Raw genomic sequence first — 19,470 nt, 5'->3', positions numbered from 1 at the left:
ACGTAATGATAAGGGTTTTAGACATTTAAAGACTCAGTTATGCTTCCAGACCCAGACAAATTTTGGGTCTAGTGACATTTCCAGCTATGAATTCGCCAAAGATCCTACTGTGCTTTTACCTAATGGCTTTGAAAGCATAGCTTTTTTAAATTCGCCAACAAAGTCCATTGCTACTCGCACCCCAGAAATGCGATCGCTCTTTTTAAAGAGCATAATTTACCAAGCTTTGATTGATAAATGTTTAAAGACCATTAAACTAGACAATACTAATCGCAACTTGCGGACATTTTTCCCCGAGTTCGTCAAAATGCTGAGCCATTAGGGATAATATCTAAACCCTCACGAGTTGCGTGGGGGTTTTAATGGTGTTGTTAAACAATTGAGCCACACCACTTGAACGCTCATCATTTCAAGAAATCTCATAGAATTGGTTATTGGTGTATCGGTTGATAACCTTGCGCCAAAATGTTTGTGCATCTACATTCAAGCCTAGCTGTCGTACCTCCCACTTGGCGACGGAAACAAATCGAACGATAGAACGGATTATATCGCCACCAATGATTTATCTCAAAGTTCTACGGAAGTTGCACAAAAGGCGTGTAAAGTTCGTTGGAAAATTGAGGAGCCAGCGCCGTGCGGGGGTTCCCCCCGTTGAGGCGACTGGCGTGAGTTTCACAGAGAAATCAAGCAATTGACTGGCATTTACTCAGTGCAATGTCGTAAAGCTCGTATAGGCGAGAAATCATATTGCTTGTGCTATGTTGGTTTGGCGTCTATTGATACATTTAGCTTATCAAACTCTTCAAACTGTTTATCAAATCAAACACAACCTACTCTCTAACTATTTAATTCAACAATTAAAACGTCCAGACGTTCATATGTGTTTGGTCTAATCAAATGGCCGCATGGCGATGCCCACTTAAGTGGGCAGCCCTTTTAAAAGGGCATCGCCTGTCTGTCAGCAGACCTTGAAGCGCAAATCCCCTATACTACCCGCATGCAACTCATGTGAGAGAGGTATTTGCTCTGCCTGCTCGCCCTCACTTTATGCCAGTTGCGTAAGTCCTGTTGATGATGACAGGATATCTTTGAGAATTTCAACAAAATCAAAGACTTCTGTGTATCGATTGAAAAGAGGCATTGGCGCTACTCGAATTACATTTGGTTCGCGCCAGTCACAAAACACACCGCATTCATTAAGTTTCTCAAGTACCGTTGTGTCACTATCTTTAATCGAGAGGGATAACTGACATCCTCTTTGTTCTGGATCGCGAGGTGTGATGTGCGATATACGTTCATCACTTGCCCTATCTAGCAAGAACTCTAGATAACTATTTAGTTGTTGGCTTTTTGCACGCAATCTTTCCATTCCTACAGTTTCAAAAATATCCAAAGAAGCGGCGAGTGCAGCTAGCGATAATATATCCGGATTGCTCATTTGCCAGCCTGATGCTGCGGGTGTTGGTTGAAAATCTGACCCCATCAGAAATCTTGTTTTTACATCGCCACCCCACCAGCCAGTTAAACGCGGTAAATCAAAACTCTCGGCATATTTCTCATGCACAAAACATCCGGCAATGGCACCAGGTCCAGCATTTATGTATTTATAATTACACCATACGGCAAAATCTACGTTCCAGTCATGCAACGCAAGAGGAACATTCCCAGCTGCATGGGCGAGATCGAGTCCTACTATACAATCATGAAAATGAGCGCGATCGACAATTTTCTGTATTTCAAAAAACTGGCCGGTTAAGTAATTGACTGCACCTAGAAGCACTAGAGCGATGGAAGCGCCTTCTTTATCCAGCAAGCTTTCAATATCTTCCGTCCGGATGCAAGTCTCACCTTCACGTGGTTGTATTTCCAGTAACGCTATGGCAGGATCGTAACCATGAAATTGAATTTGTGATGTAACGGCGTACCGATCCGAAGGGAAAACCGGGGATTCGATAAGTATTTTGTATTTATGCGGTGTAGGCTGGTAAAACGAAACCATCATCAAATGCAAATTTACAGTTAGAGTATTCATGATGACGACTTCTGACTCGCGTGCGCCTACAATCCGCGCCATTTTTGGCTTTAACGAATCACTGTAAAAAATCCAAGGAGAATTGCCACGAAAATGTCCTTGAAATCCCAGAGTTCTCCAGCCATGCAACACCTGTTCAATATAATCCTGTACGGTTACGGGTTGCAATCCCAACGATTGCCCGCAAAAATAAATGCTTTCTTGACCGGATGTTGTCTGAGGGATGTAAAACTTATTTCTATAAGATGCCAACGGATCTAGCGCATCCATCTGTTCTGCAAATTCTCTATCCTGTCTGTATTTCATAATTTCAGTCGGTAGTGGTAAAGAGATAGTGATTTAACAACGGCTTTACAAAAAGTTCAGGCTTGAAAACCATTACTTGTTTATCATGGCCATTTCAGTCTTCATCTAATTCAAGAATTGATTTATTATTCATCTTGATTGAATTGGGTTACAAATGCACTTTAGAATCTCAGGCTTTGTTACTTATTAGACTCAAGCCAGAGTGATAACAATACGGTTTGGTTAAGCTTTAAGCCGTATTGTGTACAGAGAAAGTGATTGTGTTAATTTTTGCTCCCGCTCCTTTGTGTATCGGCTTCTTGGAAGGAAATTTAGCTCTAGTTTTTTTAACTACTCGGGGGTTACTTCTTCCTTCACGCTCTGGTATCTGAACATCTGCGAATTTCTGTCACAAGCCAAGCTAAAAAAAAGGTATTTCTTCAGGCTCAAGACGTTGAAATTTGGGAACAGATCGACGCACTACATTCAGCGTTCCGGTAAAGCTCAATCGTAAAGGGGAGATGTGAGCACGCTCGGCAACTTGAAACATAAGTGAACGTACAGCCCAATGCCCAAGAAGCCAACCATAAATTTCGTAGAACAACTTCGCGGGGATTTAGAGAACGAATTGGAGTTTTGCGACCCAACAGATGGACTTTGAGTTCATCAATGGTATTTTCCACTACGAAGACGTTTGTGATATGTAACTTTTCACTCCCCCCCCTTAAGGATACAGCTGGTCAATGGGGAATCAGACGCCCTAATGTTGAATCAGAATGGGTCATCGGACTCAACCGCATCCGATAGACAGGCTCGCGAACTCAACCGCATCCGATAGACAGGCTCGCGAACTCAACCGCATCCGATAGATAGGCGATCAAACTCAACTGCATCCGATAGATAGGAGATCGGACTCAACCGCATCCGAGCGCCCATTCTGATTTAACATTCAGGGGTCAGACCCCCCATTGACTAGCTGTATCCTTAAGTGGCAGATGGAAAAACAATGGGAAAGGGAGGGGGAAATATTCCCTTGCGAGCTTGAGCAATCACGGTGGCAATGTAAGACCAAGGATCGATTTTTCGCAAACGACAGGTTTCAATGACGCTTAAGACAGAGCAATAAGCCAAACTACCTTCGGTTGTGCGAGTACCGTAGGTGATACGTCGTGCAATGACTGCATGTCGAAGCGCACGTTCGGCCTCGTTATTAGTGGGTGGCAAGCCAGGATGAGAGACAAACGCAACCACAGCATCCCAATCTCGTAAAATCTCTTGTGCGGTGAGCTTTCAATTTAGGATGTTTTGCAGCGCTCGCGAGGAGGCAAACAAGGGCTGAGGCGAGCGGGGACTGGGGAGTGGTTGTTGTCAGAGTCGCCAGAGTCGAGGGTTCGGATTAATTCCCTCAACTCTTCTAGCAACCACTGTCCTAAATCGGCAGCTTCTTTGTCTACAACTTGAGTTAAGGCAATCGCTTTACGAATTAAGTGTGCTAAACAGTGTTGGCGTTTCTCATAACTGCTGTAAGCGCCATAGCCATCGGTGACTAACCAGCCGATGAAAGCCTCAGTAATTAAGTGCAACAGTTCTTCCTTTTTGCGACTGCCGATGTGGTACACCGCTATGGTGCTCGTAATTGCCACCCATAACCAACAAAATTTTCCTTTTTCATACCAAGGGGTTTCATCAAGATGAATCACCTCTGCCGCAAGAATTCTTCAATTAACTTTTCCACTACCGGAACGCAGGCAATACCGACTTCTCGAATGCACTTGTCTAGAGTCCCAATACTCAGTTCCACACCCACCCAGTCTGCCAAGAACTCTTGAATCTTTGGTCTCGACATCCGGTAGCGCACTGCAAGGCTAGCGATGAAGGTGGCTTTTCATCGGTCCGACTAGCCCATACTCCTGCAACTGCAAATCTTTGCGCCTTCCCTCAACTACAGATACATACCCACAACCAGGAAGCGCTTTGGTATGGTGTCCACACTCACAAGTTGCTTCATAGTAATGGTGCAGTTGGCACTTCACCTCAACACCAGATTCGTGTTTTTCTAGCTCCAGAACGTAGTACCCCATATATGGCTTACTCTCTGCTCCCAAAACAACAGGAGCATTGCACGCGGCACAATTTTCTGGGTAATGCGGAATCGTCCGAGTTGGAACTAAAGGTGTCATCCGCCACATCCCCTTAGTTCCTGGCTGCTTTCCCGGCCCTCGCTTTCCAAACCCTTGCACTTTTGACGAACTCTGAGGGTTCTCTTCAACTTTTTGTGTCTCATCCTCTTGAGCGGATGTTAAATTTTTCTGTTGATTCTCTGGAGCGTGTTTTCCCACAGTCCAACTCTACTGCTTTTTGATGAAAGGGACTGTCTGATGACGGCGGCTTTGAACTATTGGTTGAATTCTGCTCTAATTGTTCTAATTGTTCGACTGCAAGCGCATGTAGATTTCCTGCCACTTCCACTAATCTCTCCTTGTTCAGAGATTGGAAGTACTCCTGGTTCATCTGTGATAGGTCATCTCTACTCAGTCGATTCATCAAGTCTTTTATGCTTCTGTCTCCTTACATTACCATCTTTTGAGCCAAACGTCTTTACTATAGATTCTCATTGGCTAATTTTCATGCTACGCCTATGGAGGGAGTGAAAGGTTATATCGGATGCGGTTGAGTTCGCGAGCCTGTCTATCGGATGCGGTTGAGTTCGCGAGCCTGTCTATCGGATGCGGTTGAGTCCGATGACCCATTCTGATTCAACATTAGGGCGTCTGATTCCCCATTGACCAGCTGTATCCTTAAGGGGGGGGGAGTGAAAAGTTACCAATTCCAGCCGGACGCGATAGAAATTCTGGATGGAAAATATTGAGTTCCAAATTCAAATATCTTGGGAACACTATAGTTTGACAATCTAAACTAGAGGAGTAGTAAAAATACTCACAGTCATACCAGATTCCTACTCAGATGAATTTTTATCTCATCAGTACGTTACTCTAAAATTTATGGTATGACATTCAGCATCAAAGGAGAGGAATTATGACAACGTTTTCAATAGAAAAAGATTTGTCAATCGATGTACCGCCGCATATATTATTTGATGCGTTAACGACTTCAGACAAAATTGTCCAATATTATCCTCTAAAAGAAGTGATATCAACTTGGGAAGTTGGCAGTGAGATTATCCTTAAAGGAAGTAATGGAGACAAGAATTTCACGGACACAATCTTTGAGCTTCTTACCGGAGGATTTTTAGGAGATTTGAAACCCGTTACCATGAGACTCACTCTTATTTCATTATAGGTGCTTGATTTCTTAGCGTGTTCAACTTGGGATTATTGGCTTCTTGAGAGCCAGTATTGTTTATCTTGTACGCTAGGATTGGCGGCAATGACGGTACTTTCTGCTAAGTCGTAAGATGCAACTGTCCGATTGTCACCAACTGATGAAATGGTAAGAGTTTCGTTGTTGCGGTTTAGCTGCAACTGATAGTTATTTTCTCGTACAAGTTCGATTCCCCTACTTGGGTTTTCTACTCGGTTTTCTTGCCGTCTAACCTGGAGGATATTAGTGGCGATCGGCAATATACTTTCAGCCCATTGTTGATTTTCCTGGGTGGGTTGTACCGTAGCTGCCACGTTACCATCTCGATAGGCAATCCTGATATTGTCCCCCGTTTCAAACTCACCCTTAACAATACTGCGATCGTGAAGTATTCGGCTATCCCCTGTTTGCTGCACTATATAATTGTTGGTCGTTTGGCTAACTGTCCCCACGTACTTCCCACTGTCAATATTGGCTGATGTGGTAGGAAAGTTGGTTGCTATTTGAGAGCGATCGCTTGCTCTTTCTTCTAGTTTAGTAAGTGTGGTTTGTACCCAGTTGGGTATTTCTTCTGACTGGTAGGTAATTTGACCATTTTCGATAACGACAGCTTGTTGGGGAATGGTGCTGTTGTCATATATACGAACCCGGTTTGCTATTTCAACTGCTGCTGGTAATAATTCAATGGTACGATTGTACCTTTCTCGAATTTTATCAGCAGGAACGTCGTGTCCACCCTCTGCTACGCGCTGTCTCACCCTATTGATATTGATTTCTGGGTTTGAGGTAGCAACAAACACTAATTCTACCTGGTAGCCAGACATGAGAGCTTGTTTCATGAGTTTTAACTTGCTGGGGTGAGACATTACTGTCTCAAAGGCGAAGGATTCCCTTTGGTTGATATAACTTTGGCGTAGCTCCTCCGCAATTTGAGCAGCTTGGTATGCTTTGCGATTGGGATTGTTTTCGGTTAGAGTAAGTGCGATTTCATCTGGGTTAATATAGTTGGCAGGGAAATTTGTTGTTTCTCGAAGGATGTTCGTGATAGTAGATTTTCCACTGCCATTAGGACCAGCAAAGACGACTAGTTTAGGTTGATTGTTCGGTTGTCTCATCTTTCTGGTTGATTGTAATTGGTGTTAGCGTTCCATCTGGATGACGGTGATGTAGTTGACCATCATTGTCAACTTCGACTGTAGGTATTCCTCCTTTGTGCATTCGTGCGATTGCATCTCTCACTGCTTGTTGAGCTAATGCTTCATGTTCAGTAGGAGTTAGCTCGAAATAATCTTTTTGAGAAATCTTGTTGTCACTGTTAGTGTTGCTCATAATTGGAATTCTTAGGTTTACAGGTAGGTTTGTGCGTCTATTTTACCAATCTCCCTCAATGAGCATTTGCTGCTGTGGCAATTCACAAAGAATTCAGAAATCAGGAGTCAGAATGAGCGCATGAATCCTCAACGAACTTGATTCTGACTTCTAGATTCTGAATTCTTCTTCATAGTACTGAATTCTGTCTCCTGACTCCTGAGTTCTTTTAAAAAAAGCTCTTGTACGCATCAACAGGTAAAGGTGCATTACCAGCTTGTACGGGTGCTTGGGGGATAGGAAAGCGCTTGTTGCAGGGTAATCGCATCTTAATCGAGTTCTCAAATTACTGTAAATGCCTCTAAAATTTAACCACACAATTCAAGCTCTAAACTGAACAAATCTCCAAAATTAAGATGTGTTCTTATGCTAGTCCTAAGCGGATGAGCTGGTGTTCAAAAATCAAACAGGAATCCTATAACTGTCATCACTCTCGTATCCAGTTGTGAAAAACTTCACTTCTTCGCGCTGGCTGCCAGGATTTTCATCAAGAAATCATTGTTCATTCCAGCGTGATAACGCTTCATCTTCAAACTCAGCCTGGATGGTTCGCGTTTGAGCAAGCTCACACTCAATCGACGCAATAGTCCGAGATTTTCTGCGGCATATCCCTGACGAATGCGACTAGCATCTTCATTAAAGGTGACATCAAGCACCCAATGCAAACTATTTTCAATGCTCCAGTGAGACCGAATCACCTGATTGTGCCGTAAGGCATCGGCTGCCAAACTACTAATATAGAAGCGAACTTCCGTGGTCGTTTTGTTCCATAATTGACGGGTACTACAAACCATGACGACACTGGTTAAACCTACCCATTGGCTTTGCCGATGCAACGACCCTAATTGACTTACCGGCACCGCCCAAACCTGACGAGTTTCGATGCGATGATGTCCCGCCTCCACAGTCTCGTGGTAGCTGTACTCAATTCCTTGCCAGTTCATCACTTGAGCCTGCCTAAACCAAGCTTCTACTTGCTGACTGAGCTTTCCTTGGTTGCCTTTGAGAGCTAGTACATACTCCCCTTCGGCTTGCTTAATCTGGGTGGCAATCTCTATTTGGGTTCCCATGGCATCAAGGGTTACTACAGCCCCTTTCAGGTTGAGCAACTTCAGCAGCAAGGGCACCGCCGTAATTTCATTCGACTTGTCGTCAACTTTTTGTTGAGCTAATACCAACCCATGCTCACTACTCCAGGCACTGACACTATGCAGCGATTTGAGGCAAGCCCTCTCGGTCATAGGAACCTTTGGCTGTTTTTCCATCGACATGAATCACGTCGAGTCCTAATTTATCTGTAATGCTGCTCACCCAACTCAGAAAGCTGTTTTGTAACTCTTCAGGATCAAGCATAGCAAACACTCGCCCAAAGGTATCATGTGACGGAATTCCGTGGGGTAAGTCTAAAAACGTCTCTAGCCACGCCTGCTTTGCTTTACCGTAGGTTTCGATGGCTACAAACCCATCCGCTCCTGAAAGTACTGCCAAAATTGCCATCGTGACGATCGCTTGTAGGCTATGGTCTTTCGTTCGATCTACTCTGGGGTCTTGCAGGTGCTGAAAATGCTTGAGAACGCTCTTTCTCAAGATCTGTGCCTCTTTCTCCTGATTCGGTTTTAAAGCGAGCTTACCAAAGCCTTTTGCCATTGTAACTTCCCAGGGAATACAAACCTTTACTCATTCTCAGATTAACCGCTTGAGATTCTCCAAGACATCTTTGATAGCAAAAAGGTTTTTGATTTATAATTTCTGCCATCTGTCAAGTATAATTTATACGAATTTAGATGCGATTACCCTGAACTAATGATTGTATCCACACCCGAAAACATTGCTCAAATTCTTTGGGATTAATTCTCTCAAACACTCTCCTAAAAGTATCGGGGCTGGGAATTCCAAACGGGAGTTCTAAAAATGTTGACAACCATTCTTTTTTATTAACTCCATACTCTTCAATATCCTCCCATCCTTGAGCACCAGCGATGACAGCCAGAATTGAAATGGTAATGATATCGGTCAGTAAATGCCATCTCGTTCTTTCCACCCTTGGATCTTTTACTTGTGTGAAGTATTCTTTAAACTTACTGATAATGTCAACGCTATCTACGCTAGGTGTAAAAGATGTTTCAGTTTGACTTTTCTTCTCAAATCCTGTTGCCATGACGAGAGGGTTACAGCTAGATGAATTAAACCTTACCTTACCTCAGAAGCGTGCCACTTTCTTCCAGACTCTATTGTCGCTCCAGCAAATCCGCTTGTCAATAGGGTTTGAGACGCGCTAGCCCTGCATAAAATTGCCGTCAAGAATAGAGGAAAAGACGATGTTAACAACCTCATACACCTCCATAAAACGTGCCACAAAACTGTACACACTAGGAAGTCACTAAGGCTTGAGCCGGATGATGCGTAAGTATCAAGTCCGGTTCTTAGGGGAGGAAGACACGGCGACGTGGGCTTCCTTACCTGACGCAGATAGCTGTCTCTCCGGAGTCCGAGCAAAAAGTTAACCCCAATTCGATAGCAAAATCCGCGCAGCTGTCTTCTCGCGGAGTGGCTCAAAACAAATAATTCAACTTGCTTGTAGTGAAGAAGATGAAGAGGTGTATTGGGATTATGTCTGGGTTTTACATACGCGTGGTGGCAATGAGGAAGGGGAATTCCAGAATCTTTCTCTCAGCAAGAGCGCTCTTAAGCTCCCCTGCCTCTTCGGTCATATTGGCGGTTTTGGCGTTACTTCTGCCGTTGTGTACTAGTCTATCTTGTGCCGGTTAGGAATCAAGCGGACCTAGCAACCAGCTTCCAATCGATTGCGGGTCTTCGTTGAAGTAGTATTCGCGGATAGCCTCCACCATTTCATCGGTGGTGATATAGCCGATGCCATCCTTATCGAGCAGGCGGAAAGCCACACGTGTATCGGCCTTTGGCACGTTGATCAACGTATGCATCCAAAGTTCATATTCCTCTAAACTTTGACGACCATCGCCATCGACATCGACGATGTCCATGACCGCCGAGCAAAACGGACGATAGCCTTGCTCAAAGTTTTCCGGGGTTACAAGCATACTGTTGGCAAATGCATTCAAGTATTCGGCTTCGCTGATACGACCATCTGCATTGGCATCAGCAGTGGTGACAAGACGCTGCCAAAGTTGCATGGTGAGGTCATATAATCGCTGTCGCGCTGCGGAATCAGGTCCATGACCAAATGCCTCGCACATCCTGGCAACAGCCTGCTCGAAATCTGTTTTCTCGGCGTAGCCATTGCCATCAAAGTCGTATCCTTTAAAACGTCGAGCGAGCTTTTTATTGAGAAATGGTGAAATGTTCATGTATTGATATTCTCCTTGTCGAGTTAAATGAAGTAAAATTTTTGGCTGATACTGCTGACAAAATCCTTACTTGCGCGAATGAGGTATTGAGCCGGTTATGCGTGACCTAACCCTCACTTTATAGTGCCTATTCGTACTCAGTAGTAAGTTGGTATTTTATAATCCGCAACTTGGGTTAATACTTGTTACTATATTATGTTTCCTTTCTGTTATGGAACTCATCGAGCAAGGGGAGATAAGGCGCAATCAAATTTCTCTATCTCCTGAGTTAATCGCAGCATTTCTCAAGCTGTGGCAGGTTTTGGGATATGCCAATCATAACGCCGATATCGAACTGCCGTTCTTCCACTTGCGTGGTGATAAGTTTTGGTATTTCAAAGCCAAGCCTGGGTTTGAAGCACTGCTGTCGTCTGGTGCTAAGGTAAGGACCATCAGCACAATCGGGCAAGCTATAGACTACGCCTACCTCGACGACGAACTGTTTGCATTCCTACAGCGGTTAACCATGGCAGAAGTAGCGGTTAAGGAAGTTGAGAAGGAAATAACTGTTGGAAATAAGAGCGAGGTTGTTCAAAATTTTTTATCCAAACATGAGGGCGAAACTCATACAAGTCAGGAGTGGGAAAGCAAGGCATTTTCTGAAGGATTGGATGAGGACGAGACTGATGAATTGATGAAGTGCTTGGATGATAGTCATTATCGGTAAGCTGAGGACGCGATCGCACTCCAAGTGCAAACCCTAATAATTCCTGGTTACATATTCTTAAGTTTTGTATTTCACTTCAAAACTCTGGTTTTTTTAGTAGAATCTATAGAAAAAATCTGGGTACATCTCTATGGAGATAAAGATTACAGTTGAGCAAGGCGATGCACTAAACTTCCAAGCTGACGTATTGGCATTAAAATATGCCCAGTCACTTTATGGTTTAGACAGCTGATAAATCATTGCAAAAATCGCCTGATAAGGGCAAGCATGACTAATTGCGATTATAATCCGTCGCTTACTGATAGTAATAACAGCCCCTAGCTTCAAGAGTTTTGTACGGATGGTTTCAACAGTTGCATTTTTGAATTCTGTCTTTGATAAACATTGCTTCCGCAGAGCATTCATCAAAATATACGCAACAGATGCAAACCACAGACGCAATTGATTTCCTTCAAATGTGTGAGTACTAGTTCTATCACTATGCAACCCTAATTTTTGCTCTTTTAAACAATTTTCCATGTTGCCTCGCGGACAATATTTTTGAGTATAAAGTCGTCCGGGTGGAATTTTATTAGTAGTTAACGATGTCACTACAAACCGAGTATCACCTTCTTCATAACCATACTCAACTTTGGCAACAACACGACGATTACGACTCCAAGTATCGAGAGTTTGATAGTCAAGAGAACAATACCAAACTGAGTTGTCAATAAATGCTGCTGCATATGAAATTAAATCTTGTGATGGCGGAAATACGGTTTTAAAAAACTCGACTATGGGCTGAATTTTTCTTGAGTATTCTTGGGATGCACGATACTGAATTGATTGTGTTAGCTGAATTAGCCGACTATTTGGAGCGAGTCCAAATACATAATCAATTTCTCTTTGAGATTCACACCCTTACGGGTTCGCCAGTTGCTCTACTTGGGGAGACCCCAAGACCGCACTGGCTCACCATGCCATTATATCTTCCCTGGAATCTGACTTTTCACGGCATCTGGAAAACGCCATTTTGAGCTTTTCTCAAATCCTGATTTTTACGTTGGTCTTTTTCATTAACTTAGCGCTATTGAGAATTAGCCTATGGAAAAAGTCATGTTGTTTCGCGGTTTGAGGACTTCCCGTGAAAAGTCAGTTTTTAACCAATGTATAAATTCTGAGAGATTCAGAATTGTTATCTGAGTCCAATCAATTCCTATTTCTTGTAAAAACTCCCAGTAAAGCTTAAGGTTTCTTGCATAGGCTTTTATGGTATTTAGCGAGTAATTTTTATTCTCCAAGTATCGTAAATAATCATGGATTGGAATTATCACAGAGTAATCAGAGTTTATGGCAGCGATCGCAACGGTCAACCGCTTGTTAAAGTGACCCGTATTGCTTTATAATGAGAGCAACTGTAGCAAGTGATGTCATGCGAAGGTCACTGAGTTTAGATTGTAGAAACGCAGCAGCGATACGGCTTAAGCCGTTAGCGTTCGCTATCGCTATGTCTCTCGCTTTCTTTTATAAGAATAAGCACCGTAATTATTTCCCTGCTTGACAAGTACGAACACGGCTAAAAAGCTCCTCCAGCCATCCTGGTTGATAAGCTCTCCACCAAGTTCCTATTGCTGGAAAATGTCCGTCGGGGGCATTCTGCTCCGAAATCACTTTCCCATTCCAACCAACTTGGTTTAAAAATTCTTTCCAGGGATAGTCTTCTTTCCTTTGTTGTTCAGTTGCTGTTGCATCTATGGTGTTCATAATTTGCTCTTGCTTGCTAAAGCCAAAGCGGTTTTCACTATATTTTAGCCATAGTTCTTCTATAATATTTAGATGGGAGCAAGGAAAAGTTTTAATATCACTTTTATAGAGTGCGTCATTTTTATATCTTCCAAATTTTGTCCGCATAATTGTAGATGTTACGTTGTCAGCCTCTCCCCAGTTTTTTGCTTTCAAAAGTTCCTTTAAGTTATGGTAATCAGGGTCTACAAGCATTTCATCAATCTTTCGCTTCTTCTTAAAAATCGGGGTTAGTTGCTCTGAAACACCTGCCAACTGAATTGCAGCACAACCAAATTTATAAGCAAATTCAACAGGCTTTCCAGAGCCTAAAGCATCATAAAAACCCACAGCAAATTCAATTGCCGCTTTGTCTCCAAATGCCTTTTTCATGCCTATAACATAATTAATATGTTGAGCGATCGCACTTGCTTGCACTTCTGAATAACAGCCGTTAAGAACAACACACTCTACTTCATCTGCAAACAGTTCAAACAATCCAGCTAGGGCTTCTCCATCAACGAGTTTTGATTGCCCAGTTTCATCTTCAAAAACTAGACCCCCATCCCCCATTCCATGCCCAGAAAAATGAACAATAGAAGGCCTTATGTCAAGCATTGCTCGTTGAATGTCCCTAGGTTGCACTGCCCACTTCTGTTCTAAGACAAAGCGATCGCGGTGCAATGCTCGTCGCAGCCCAGCATCAATTTCACGCACCTCCTCATCCAAACGTAGCGGTGTTGTGTCTTTAGGATTGGCTGCTAGGATTAATATTTTTTGTGGCAGAGTTGGTTGTGTCGGAGGTTTGGGTGAGGGAGCAGGTGTTGCTGTTATTGCAGGATTTGTCAGCAGTTCTCCGCTTCCAAGTAATTTCCATACTTGAAAATTTTCATATTTTGCCGATCGATCACCGATCCCCGTACTAACTAAAAAAACTTTCCCAGATGCCAATAATCCAGAAATGTCAAATGTTTGAATGTAAATATTATTAACAAATACTATTGCTATATCTTCATAAACGATTGTATGTAAAGTATTGGAACCATTTTCTAAAATATCAAGATTTGATATCTGTTCTTCTACCCTATATTCTGGACCCTCTAATATTAATATTTTGTCTGTTGAAGAAATAAGTAACGTGTAAACTAGGCGTTGGGGATCTCTTAGATCTTCAGTAGTTTCTCGGAATGAAAAACCATATTTCCAGCAATGCTTGGCACCATTATAGGGATTAGAGAATTTGGCTTCTACAATAAAATTAAGCAACTTTATATTTTTTGTAGAATTATTAGCATCTATTATGCGTTCTTTGTAGTTTAAATCGCCCGAACTCTTATGCCAACAAATTTTAGCTTTTGCCCCATATAATTCAATCATTTTTTCATTTGACGCTAAGCTATTTGTCTGAAGACTAGAAAGATGAAGCTCTCTTCCGGTCAACTGCCCGAGTTTACTAACACAGGAAATTGGCGAGGAAATAGTGTCATGTAATTCTTCAGTTGGAGCTATCCCTGACTTTTCGTTTAGTTGTCGTTGTCGAAATTTTTCAGCTTTTTTTTGTTCGGCTTCCTCAAACAGAAGAGCTACATCCTCATCTTTAAGTTGTAGAAATTCTTGTAATTTCTTTAATTCAGCTTTATTTATTTCCGAGAGTGGATATCCTTCTTTGTCTACCAAGTTAGTAAAGACTTGTCTATAATTATCTAGATTTTCTTTATCGATTCCAAAAGGTTCTAATACTTCATCTCGAACTGCACGAGCTTCTTCTTCTGTTAATCTTAGTTTTGACTGTAAACCCTTTAATATTTCTGATTCTACAAAAGAAATTTTGCCATCATCCGCAAGAAATTCTTCGACCTTCAGGCGATATTCGGTAATAGCATCTTCCTTATTGCTGTTCTGCAGTGTTTTGGTTAGATTATTTGTTAACAATTTAGTAGCGATCGCTTGTAATAGTAGGTTCCCAGAGTTGAAATTCCTTGCAGCCTTAATGAGCCCTTCAACCCAGCCCTGAGAATCTGCTGCTTGTATTAATTTAAAGACAATGTCTTGTAAACTCCCTTCGCCTGCAATGGCTCTAAGGTTTTTATCTAATTCAAATGACAACATTTGCTCTAAGGATGCTGTATTGGGAAAAGCATCAATCAATGCATCGTGTAGTTCTCTACGTTGTTGACCGGATAAACTCATATTTATGAATCCCTTATATTTTTTTGTCCAAAGTCCAATAATTCATAGTTGTACTTTTAATTACGAATTACGAATTATGAATTATTGAGTGGCTTTGTCTGTTGTCATAGATTCACCACTAGATGCAGGCACATTGTTAGTTTTTAGCCATTGCTCGATTAACTCTGTTACAACTTGACTCATCTTCAGCCCCCGTAACACACAGGCTGCATGGAATTGTTTCTTAATGTCATTTGGAATACTAATGTGCATAAGCGCTACATGATAATGAATATAAATATTATTTACGCAAAATGACAAATGTACAAACCTATATTCTCATAGGTGCAATCAGAATCAACTTATGCACCTTACGTGACGATATAGAAATAGTACTTATCCAAATCTACAAATGTACAACCTATTATTCCAGATAAGTGTTATCAATTCCAGTCATGAAAATTTGACAATTACTGTACAACTTGCACAGGTGAGTAGAACGAGTGTTACCGAGGGCAATGCGAGACGCTCCTCAACCGCATTGAACGACAAAAGTGAGGTACATCACGCAAAGCTCGTAGGGTCAAGTACACTAGTTAAATAAATTAGTAATGATAATCGGATGAGGGATCAGAGGCATCTATTGGCTGCTTCTAACCCTTTTTCCTTCTTTTTTGTTATCATTCCTTAGCCAATTTATTTCTATATTTAGACGTATTGACAAAATTTACTTGTTTTTAACTTGTTACCAATGGTGGTCATGGCTGGCTTCAATTGCTCAATTACTTGTCTTGATTGAGTTTCCCACCTTTTTGACCGCGAGCAAATACTACCCTTGACAATCTCCCCTTTTCCTTAACTTGTCACCAATGAGGGCAAGGTAAGTGGGATAGACGCTGGTAAACCATTGCAAAAATCTCTTGATAAGGGCAAGCATGACTAATTGCGATTAAAACTCGTCGCTTATTGATACTAATTACCGCCCCTAGCTTCAAGAGTTTTGTGCGGATAGTTTCAACAGTTGCATTTTGGAATTCTGTCTTGGCTAAACATTGTTTTCGCAGAGCATTCATCAAAATATATGCTATTGATGCGAACCACAGACGCAATTGATTTCCTTCAAATGTGTGACTACTAGTTCTATCACTATGTAATCCTAATTTTTGCTCTTTTAAACAATTCTCCATGTTGCCTCGCGGACAATATTTTTGAGTATAAAGTTGTCCGGGTGGAATTTTATTAGTAGCTAGTGATGTTACTACAAAACGAGTATCAACTTCTTCATAGCTATATTCAACTTTAGCGACAACACGACGACTACGGCTCCAAGTCTCTATAGTTTGATAGTTAAGAGAACAATACCAAACTGAGTTCTCAACAAATGCTGTTGCATAGGAATTTAAATCCGTTGAGGGGGAAAATATGGTTTCAAAAAACTCGACTACTGGTTGAATTTGTGACTTGAAGAAGATTCTGGCCAGGTTTTAGAAGAAGAAGTTGGACACATCTGTAACTTAAAGCAAAAAGTAGCAGTTTTAAAACCAAGCAGTGGGTTGCTTACGTTTGGAGGTCATAATTTGATTGCTATCTAGAGCATATGTTCTAGCAAAAATTTGTGAGGAATTGTAATTTTAACTTGCATATGGACTGGATAACAATGGATTGATTCAAGCTATTTGGGTGCTGACTCAGCAAGGAGCGCTGACAACTCGGATAACAAAGATTTTAACTTCTCCTGTTTGTCTGGATTTTCCCAAACCTTGGATTTCTTGACTTTTTTGTAGGTATTTTCCAAGAGCTTTTGTAGTTCTCCGCTTTCAGCAGGGGGTTGTAAAGCTTTGACCTTCTGTCGAATTTCATTTAATGAAAGAGAATAATCTATCGCCGCTGACAAAATTTCCGTGCGGTCAGAATCTGATGAAATCTTAGCGATCTGCGCTCCGCACAGTAGCGAAGCTATCGCCAGGGCTTTAGTATACTCAATACGTCCAGCACGCAGGGCTTCTAAAACATTAAGAGGCAATTTCAAGAGCGGAAGTCGAGTGCGGACGAACGATTGCCAGTTCATGCGCCCCAAGTCAGTACAGACTTGTTCTACTGTTGACGCTGAGTCGTTACCCGAAACGTTTCGGGTAATTTTCCCCTTGGCTTCATTCTCCATTTTGTAAAGTAAAGGGGACACTTCGGAATCGTCACATCCCAATCGTAATGCCAAAAGTTGCAAGATGCTTTCCGTTTCTTCTAACGGGTTCAAGTCTTCTCTTTGCAAGTTTTCGACCAAGGCATACTGTATTGCCTGAGAATCAGACATCTCCCGGATGGTCGCGGGAACTTCGGTTAAACCGACCTCCTGTGCTGCTCTATATCGTCTCTCGCCTGCAACCAACTCATACCGCTCGCCCACAGACCTTACCAAGAGGGGTGTTAAGATGCCATCCCGCTTGATAGATTCAAAGAGCGATTGCATAGCTCTGGAGTCAAAATAACGCCGGGGTTGACTGCTTGGCATGACAATCTTGTCCAAGGGTATCATCTTTGCCGCCGCTAAAGAATCTTCCTTCTTATCCAATGCGGGCGAGTGTGTGGCAGCACTTGACGAATAATTCGTAATGAAAAGTACAACTACGAATTAGAGCGCAGCGATTTGACATATCTACTTCTACTATACTTTGCCTAAAATAAATCGAACTAGGTAAATTGAGTAGAATTGAGGAGCACGCTATAGACCCAGAATGAGAAAGCGGGGTTACTGATGCAGCAATCTGTTGAGCAACGCATTGAAGGTGTCATCAATAATCTTTTACCAGCGACAGCACTGTCAGGAAAGTTTGGTTCACCGAAAAATCTGTACGAGCGATTGGCGCATTACCATACACCAGGTATCAGTATTGCTGTTATTAATGATTTTGAAATTGAATGGGCACGTGGATTTGGTGTGTGCGAGGCCCTCTCAAACCGTGAAGTCACACCAGACACATTGTTTCAAGCAGCTTCGATCGGCAAACCTGTTTTCGCTTTAGCGGTTATGCGTCTTGTACAAGAAGGACGTCTTAATCTTGATGAGGATGTCAACACCTATCTTACCTCATGGCGCGTGCCTGCGAGCGGGGATTGGCAACCTCGCATTACGCTGCGCCAGTTGTTGAGCCATACGGCAGGCTTGAGCGTGCATGGCTTTCCTGGCTATCCAACCTCGGCTCCATTGCCAACAACGATTCAAGTTCTCAATGGCGAACCTCCAGCTAATACCGAAAAAGTAGAGGTCAATATCATTCCTGGTTTGCATTACCGCTATTCTGGTGGCGGCACGACAATTGCTCAACAGGTTTTGGTTGATTTGCTCAAGCAGCCTTTTCCAGAAATTATGCGCGAATTGGTGCTCGACCCGTTGGGCATGACAAATAGCACCTACCAACAGCCGCTCCCGAAGGATTGGTCAGCAAGGGCAGCAACGGCTCACCCGTTCTCTGGTATCCCACTTGAAGGCAAGCACCACGTTTATCCTGAGATGGCAGCGGCTGGTTTGTGGACAACGGCATCAGATTTAGCCCTAGTGGTCGTCGAACTCTTGCGAGTCTTGCATAACAAGTCTGCTACTGTATGGAGTCGGGAGACGATAGAAGAAATGTTGCGTCCTCAACAAGCAGAGCAAACACAAGGAGCCTCTGAATCGTTTGTGGGATTGGGGAATGGATTATTTGTGGGATTGGGATTCTTCGCGGGTGGTGGAATTGGCGATGGTTTCTACTTTTTTCATGGTGGGAAAAATGAAGGATTTGTATCACTGATGCGTGTTTACGCGCATATTGGAAAAGGTGCTATTGTTATGCTTAACTCAAATGAAGTCGATCTGATGCCAGAAGTTATGCGATCGCTCGCGCTTGAGTATGAATGGCCTGATGTGTTTGAGAAAGAAAAAGCGATCGTTACCTTGCCGCGAGCTGACCTTTACTCAGGGTTATACTTAACAAAATCAGGGTTACAGTTCAATGTCGTGAGTCGGGATGGGAATTTGTTCCTACAATGTGGGCAGCAACCACCTTTACAGTTCTTCCCCACATCAGAGCTAGAGTTCTTCGCTCTTGCTGTAAATACGAGTCTTTCTTTTGAAAAGGATGACGCAGGCAATATTACTGCAATGATGTTAAGCCAAGCAGGTGTCACGAGTTTAAGACCACAAGCGGATAAACAGATTAGAGCAGAGAGACAAGCATGAAAGCTTGTTGTTCGCGGAACCGTTGCACCTCTCAATCCCATTGGGTATCAAATGCATCTTGTCCAGTCCCGTAAATCAAATCCCCGTATTCCTGCCAATGAGCTGTTTCTTGTGGGGAGAGTGGAGACGCATGGAGGACAGATAGGTTTTGAGCTAATTGCTGTCTGGTTTTTGGGGCGGTGAGTGCCAGATGGACTGCCGGGTGGCCGAATAATTCGTAATTCGTAATTCGTAATTCGTAATTAAATATTCCTGAATTATGAATAAATTATTAATTAATAAATAT

The 19,470-nt window shown here is 42.5% G+C and carries 18 protein-coding genes and 4 pseudogenes; 5 read left to right on the top strand and 17 right to left on the bottom strand.

Translation table 11 applies throughout. The features are described 5' to 3' along the window. Positions 1 to 322: hypothetical protein (locus F7734_RS62680; protein WP_207714433.1), on the top strand; the 322-nt coding region annotated here is incomplete at its 5' end. A 204-nt stretch (positions 323 to 526) separates the two neighbouring features. Beyond that, positions 527 to 893 (top strand): annotated as a pseudogene (locus F7734_RS64760) (hypothetical protein); the annotation flags it as partial. Between the two features lie 152 nt (positions 894 to 1,045). Here F7734_RS64760 and kynU read toward each other — a convergent pair. The 7 genes and pseudogenes from kynU to F7734_RS64750 form a co-directional block, all read right to left on the bottom strand. Further along, the gene (gene kynU, locus F7734_RS54055; protein WP_243147566.1) at positions 1,046 to 2,338 is read right to left on the bottom strand and encodes a kynureninase; all 1,293 of its coding nucleotides are present in this window, start codon (positions 2,336 to 2,338) and stop codon (positions 1,046 to 1,048) included. A gap of 400 nt (positions 2,339 to 2,738) precedes the next feature. Further along, positions 2,739 to 3,006, bottom strand: a pseudogene (locus F7734_RS64755) (IS4 family transposase); the annotation flags it as partial. A gap of 295 nt (positions 3,007 to 3,301) precedes the next feature. After that, positions 3,302 to 3,589: a transposase gene (locus tag F7734_RS62675; RefSeq protein WP_347566449.1), complete on the bottom strand. Its 288-nt coding sequence runs from the start codon at positions 3,587 to 3,589 to the stop codon at positions 3,302 to 3,304. Between the two features lie 23 nt (positions 3,590 to 3,612). Next, positions 3,613 to 4,017 carry a transposase gene (locus tag F7734_RS62670; protein WP_347566446.1) on the bottom strand — a complete coding sequence of 135 codons (405 nt, stop codon included), beginning with the start codon at positions 4,015 to 4,017 and terminating at the stop codon, positions 3,613 to 3,615. Continuing rightward, entirely contained in the window at positions 4,014 to 4,163 is a 150-nt protein-coding gene (locus F7734_RS62665) for a hypothetical protein (RefSeq protein WP_207714432.1), read from the bottom strand. The genes F7734_RS62670 and F7734_RS62665 overlap by 4 nt, the downstream gene beginning before the upstream one ends. Before the next feature lie 19 nt (positions 4,164 to 4,182). Then, positions 4,183 to 4,656, bottom strand: a complete 474-nt coding sequence (locus tag F7734_RS62660; protein ID WP_207714431.1) for a hypothetical protein — start codon at positions 4,654 to 4,656, stop codon at positions 4,183 to 4,185. Then, on the bottom strand, positions 4,598 to 4,828 hold the full coding sequence (locus F7734_RS64750; RefSeq protein ID WP_243147568.1) for a DUF6444 domain-containing protein: 231 nt from the start codon (positions 4,826 to 4,828) through the stop codon (positions 4,598 to 4,600). The genes F7734_RS62660 and F7734_RS64750 overlap by 59 nt, the downstream gene beginning before the upstream one ends. A 525-nt stretch (positions 4,829 to 5,353) precedes the next feature. Between F7734_RS64750 and F7734_RS54045 the strand changes: the two genes are divergently transcribed. Then, the gene (locus tag F7734_RS54045) at positions 5,354 to 5,617 is read left to right on the top strand and encodes a hypothetical protein (protein WP_155752471.1); all 264 of its coding nucleotides are present in this window, start codon (positions 5,354 to 5,356) and stop codon (positions 5,615 to 5,617) included. A 32-nt stretch (positions 5,618 to 5,649) separates the two neighbouring features. On the opposite strand, the gene F7734_RS54040 is transcribed toward F7734_RS54045, so the two are convergent. From F7734_RS54040 to F7734_RS54015, 5 genes and pseudogenes are all read right to left on the bottom strand, one after another. Next, entirely contained in the window at positions 5,650 to 6,753 is a 1,104-nt protein-coding gene (locus F7734_RS54040; protein ID WP_155752470.1) for a zeta toxin family protein, read from the bottom strand. Beyond that, positions 6,728 to 6,967, bottom strand: coding sequence for a hypothetical protein (locus F7734_RS54035; protein WP_155752469.1), 240 nt, complete (start codon positions 6,965 to 6,967; stop codon positions 6,728 to 6,730). The genes F7734_RS54040 and F7734_RS54035 overlap by 26 nt, the downstream gene beginning before the upstream one ends. 494 nt (positions 6,968 to 7,461) lie before the next feature. Continuing rightward, a pseudogene (locus F7734_RS54030) lies at positions 7,462 to 8,596 on the bottom strand (ISAs1 family transposase). A gap of 202 nt (positions 8,597 to 8,798) precedes the next feature. Further along, positions 8,799 to 9,164 (bottom strand): annotated as a pseudogene (locus F7734_RS54025) (ISAs1 family transposase); the annotation flags it as partial. Between the two features lie 607 nt (positions 9,165 to 9,771). Beyond that, positions 9,772 to 10,332 (bottom strand): EF-hand domain-containing protein, encoded by a 561-nt coding sequence (locus F7734_RS54015; RefSeq protein ID WP_155752468.1) that lies wholly within the window; start codon positions 10,330 to 10,332, stop codon positions 9,772 to 9,774. 211 nt (positions 10,333 to 10,543) lie between these two features. Here F7734_RS54015 and F7734_RS54010 point away from each other — a divergent pair, with 211 nt between their 5' ends. After that, positions 10,544 to 11,038 carry a hypothetical protein gene (locus F7734_RS54010; RefSeq protein WP_155752467.1) on the top strand — a complete coding sequence of 165 codons (495 nt, stop codon included), beginning with the start codon at positions 10,544 to 10,546 and terminating at the stop codon, positions 11,036 to 11,038. A gap of 213 nt (positions 11,039 to 11,251) precedes the next feature. On the opposite strand, the gene F7734_RS54005 is transcribed toward F7734_RS54010, so the two are convergent. The 5 genes from F7734_RS54005 to F7734_RS53980 all read right to left on the bottom strand — a co-directional run bounded on the left by F7734_RS54005 (position 11,252) and on the right by F7734_RS53980 (position 17,537). Then, entirely contained in the window at positions 11,252 to 11,878 is a 627-nt protein-coding gene (locus F7734_RS54005; protein ID WP_347566448.1) for a transposase, read from the bottom strand. A 684-nt stretch (positions 11,879 to 12,562) separates the two neighbouring features. Beyond that, positions 12,563 to 14,989 carry an effector-associated domain EAD1-containing protein gene (locus F7734_RS66560; RefSeq protein ID WP_207714430.1) on the bottom strand — a complete coding sequence of 809 codons (2,427 nt, stop codon included), beginning with the start codon at positions 14,987 to 14,989 and terminating at the stop codon, positions 12,563 to 12,565. A gap of 81 nt (positions 14,990 to 15,070) precedes the next feature. Beyond that, entirely contained in the window at positions 15,071 to 15,241 is a 171-nt protein-coding gene (locus tag F7734_RS53990; protein WP_155752465.1) for a plasmid partition protein ParG, read from the bottom strand. Between the two features lie 590 nt (positions 15,242 to 15,831). Further along, on the bottom strand, positions 15,832 to 16,392 hold the full coding sequence (locus F7734_RS53985) for a transposase (RefSeq protein ID WP_347566447.1): 561 nt from the start codon (positions 16,390 to 16,392) through the stop codon (positions 15,832 to 15,834). Between the two features lie 248 nt (positions 16,393 to 16,640). Then, complete coding sequence (locus F7734_RS53980; protein ID WP_155752464.1) at positions 16,641 to 17,537, bottom strand: ParB/RepB/Spo0J family partition protein; 897 nt, start codon at positions 17,535 to 17,537, stop codon at positions 16,641 to 16,643. A gap of 183 nt (positions 17,538 to 17,720) precedes the next feature. On the opposite strand from F7734_RS53980, the gene F7734_RS53975 reads away from it, so the two are divergent. Continuing rightward, a complete protein-coding gene (locus F7734_RS53975) occupies positions 17,721 to 19,184 on the top strand; it encodes a serine hydrolase domain-containing protein (RefSeq protein ID WP_155752463.1) in 1,464 nt (487 codons plus the stop codon). Positions 19,185 to 19,470 lie beyond the last annotated feature (286 nt).

It is taken from the genome of Scytonema sp. UIC 10036 (assembly GCF_009725235.1).
Note: the sequence above shows the minus strand (reverse complement) of the source record. Positions and strands in the feature narration are given on the sequence as shown.

Bases quoted from the DNA above. Each gene is read 5' to 3' on its own strand.
- F7734_RS66560 (WP_207714430.1), bottom strand. From the start codon at position 14,989: ATGAGTTTATCCGGTCAACAACGTAGAGAACTACACGATGCATTGATT.
- F7734_RS53990 (WP_155752465.1), bottom strand. From the start codon at position 15,241: ATGCACATTAGTATTCCAAATGACATTAAGAAACAATTCCATGCAGCC.
- F7734_RS54045 (WP_155752471.1), top strand. From the start codon at position 5,354: ATGACAACGTTTTCAATAGAAAAAGATTTGTCAATCGATGTACCGCCG.
- F7734_RS54015 (WP_155752468.1), bottom strand. From the start codon at position 10,332: ATGAACATTTCACCATTTCTCAATAAAAAGCTCGCTCGACGTTTTAAA.
- kynU (WP_243147566.1), bottom strand. From the start codon at position 2,338: ATGAAATACAGACAGGATAGAGAATTTGCAGAACAGATGGATGCGCTA.
- F7734_RS54035 (WP_155752469.1), bottom strand. From the start codon at position 6,967: ATGAGCAACACTAACAGTGACAACAAGATTTCTCAAAAAGATTATTTC.
- F7734_RS54040 (WP_155752470.1), bottom strand. From the start codon at position 6,753: ATGAGACAACCGAACAATCAACCTAAACTAGTCGTCTTTGCTGGTCCT.
- F7734_RS53975 (WP_155752463.1), top strand. From the start codon at position 17,721: ATGCAGCAATCTGTTGAGCAACGCATTGAAGGTGTCATCAATAATCTT.
- F7734_RS64750 (WP_243147568.1), bottom strand. From the start codon at position 4,828: ATGAACCAGGAGTACTTCCAATCTCTGAACAAGGAGAGATTAGTGGAA.
- F7734_RS62665 (WP_207714432.1), bottom strand. From the start codon at position 4,163: ATGTCGAGACCAAAGATTCAAGAGTTCTTGGCAGACTGGGTGGGTGTG.
- F7734_RS54010 (WP_155752467.1), top strand. From the start codon at position 10,544: ATGGAACTCATCGAGCAAGGGGAGATAAGGCGCAATCAAATTTCTCTA.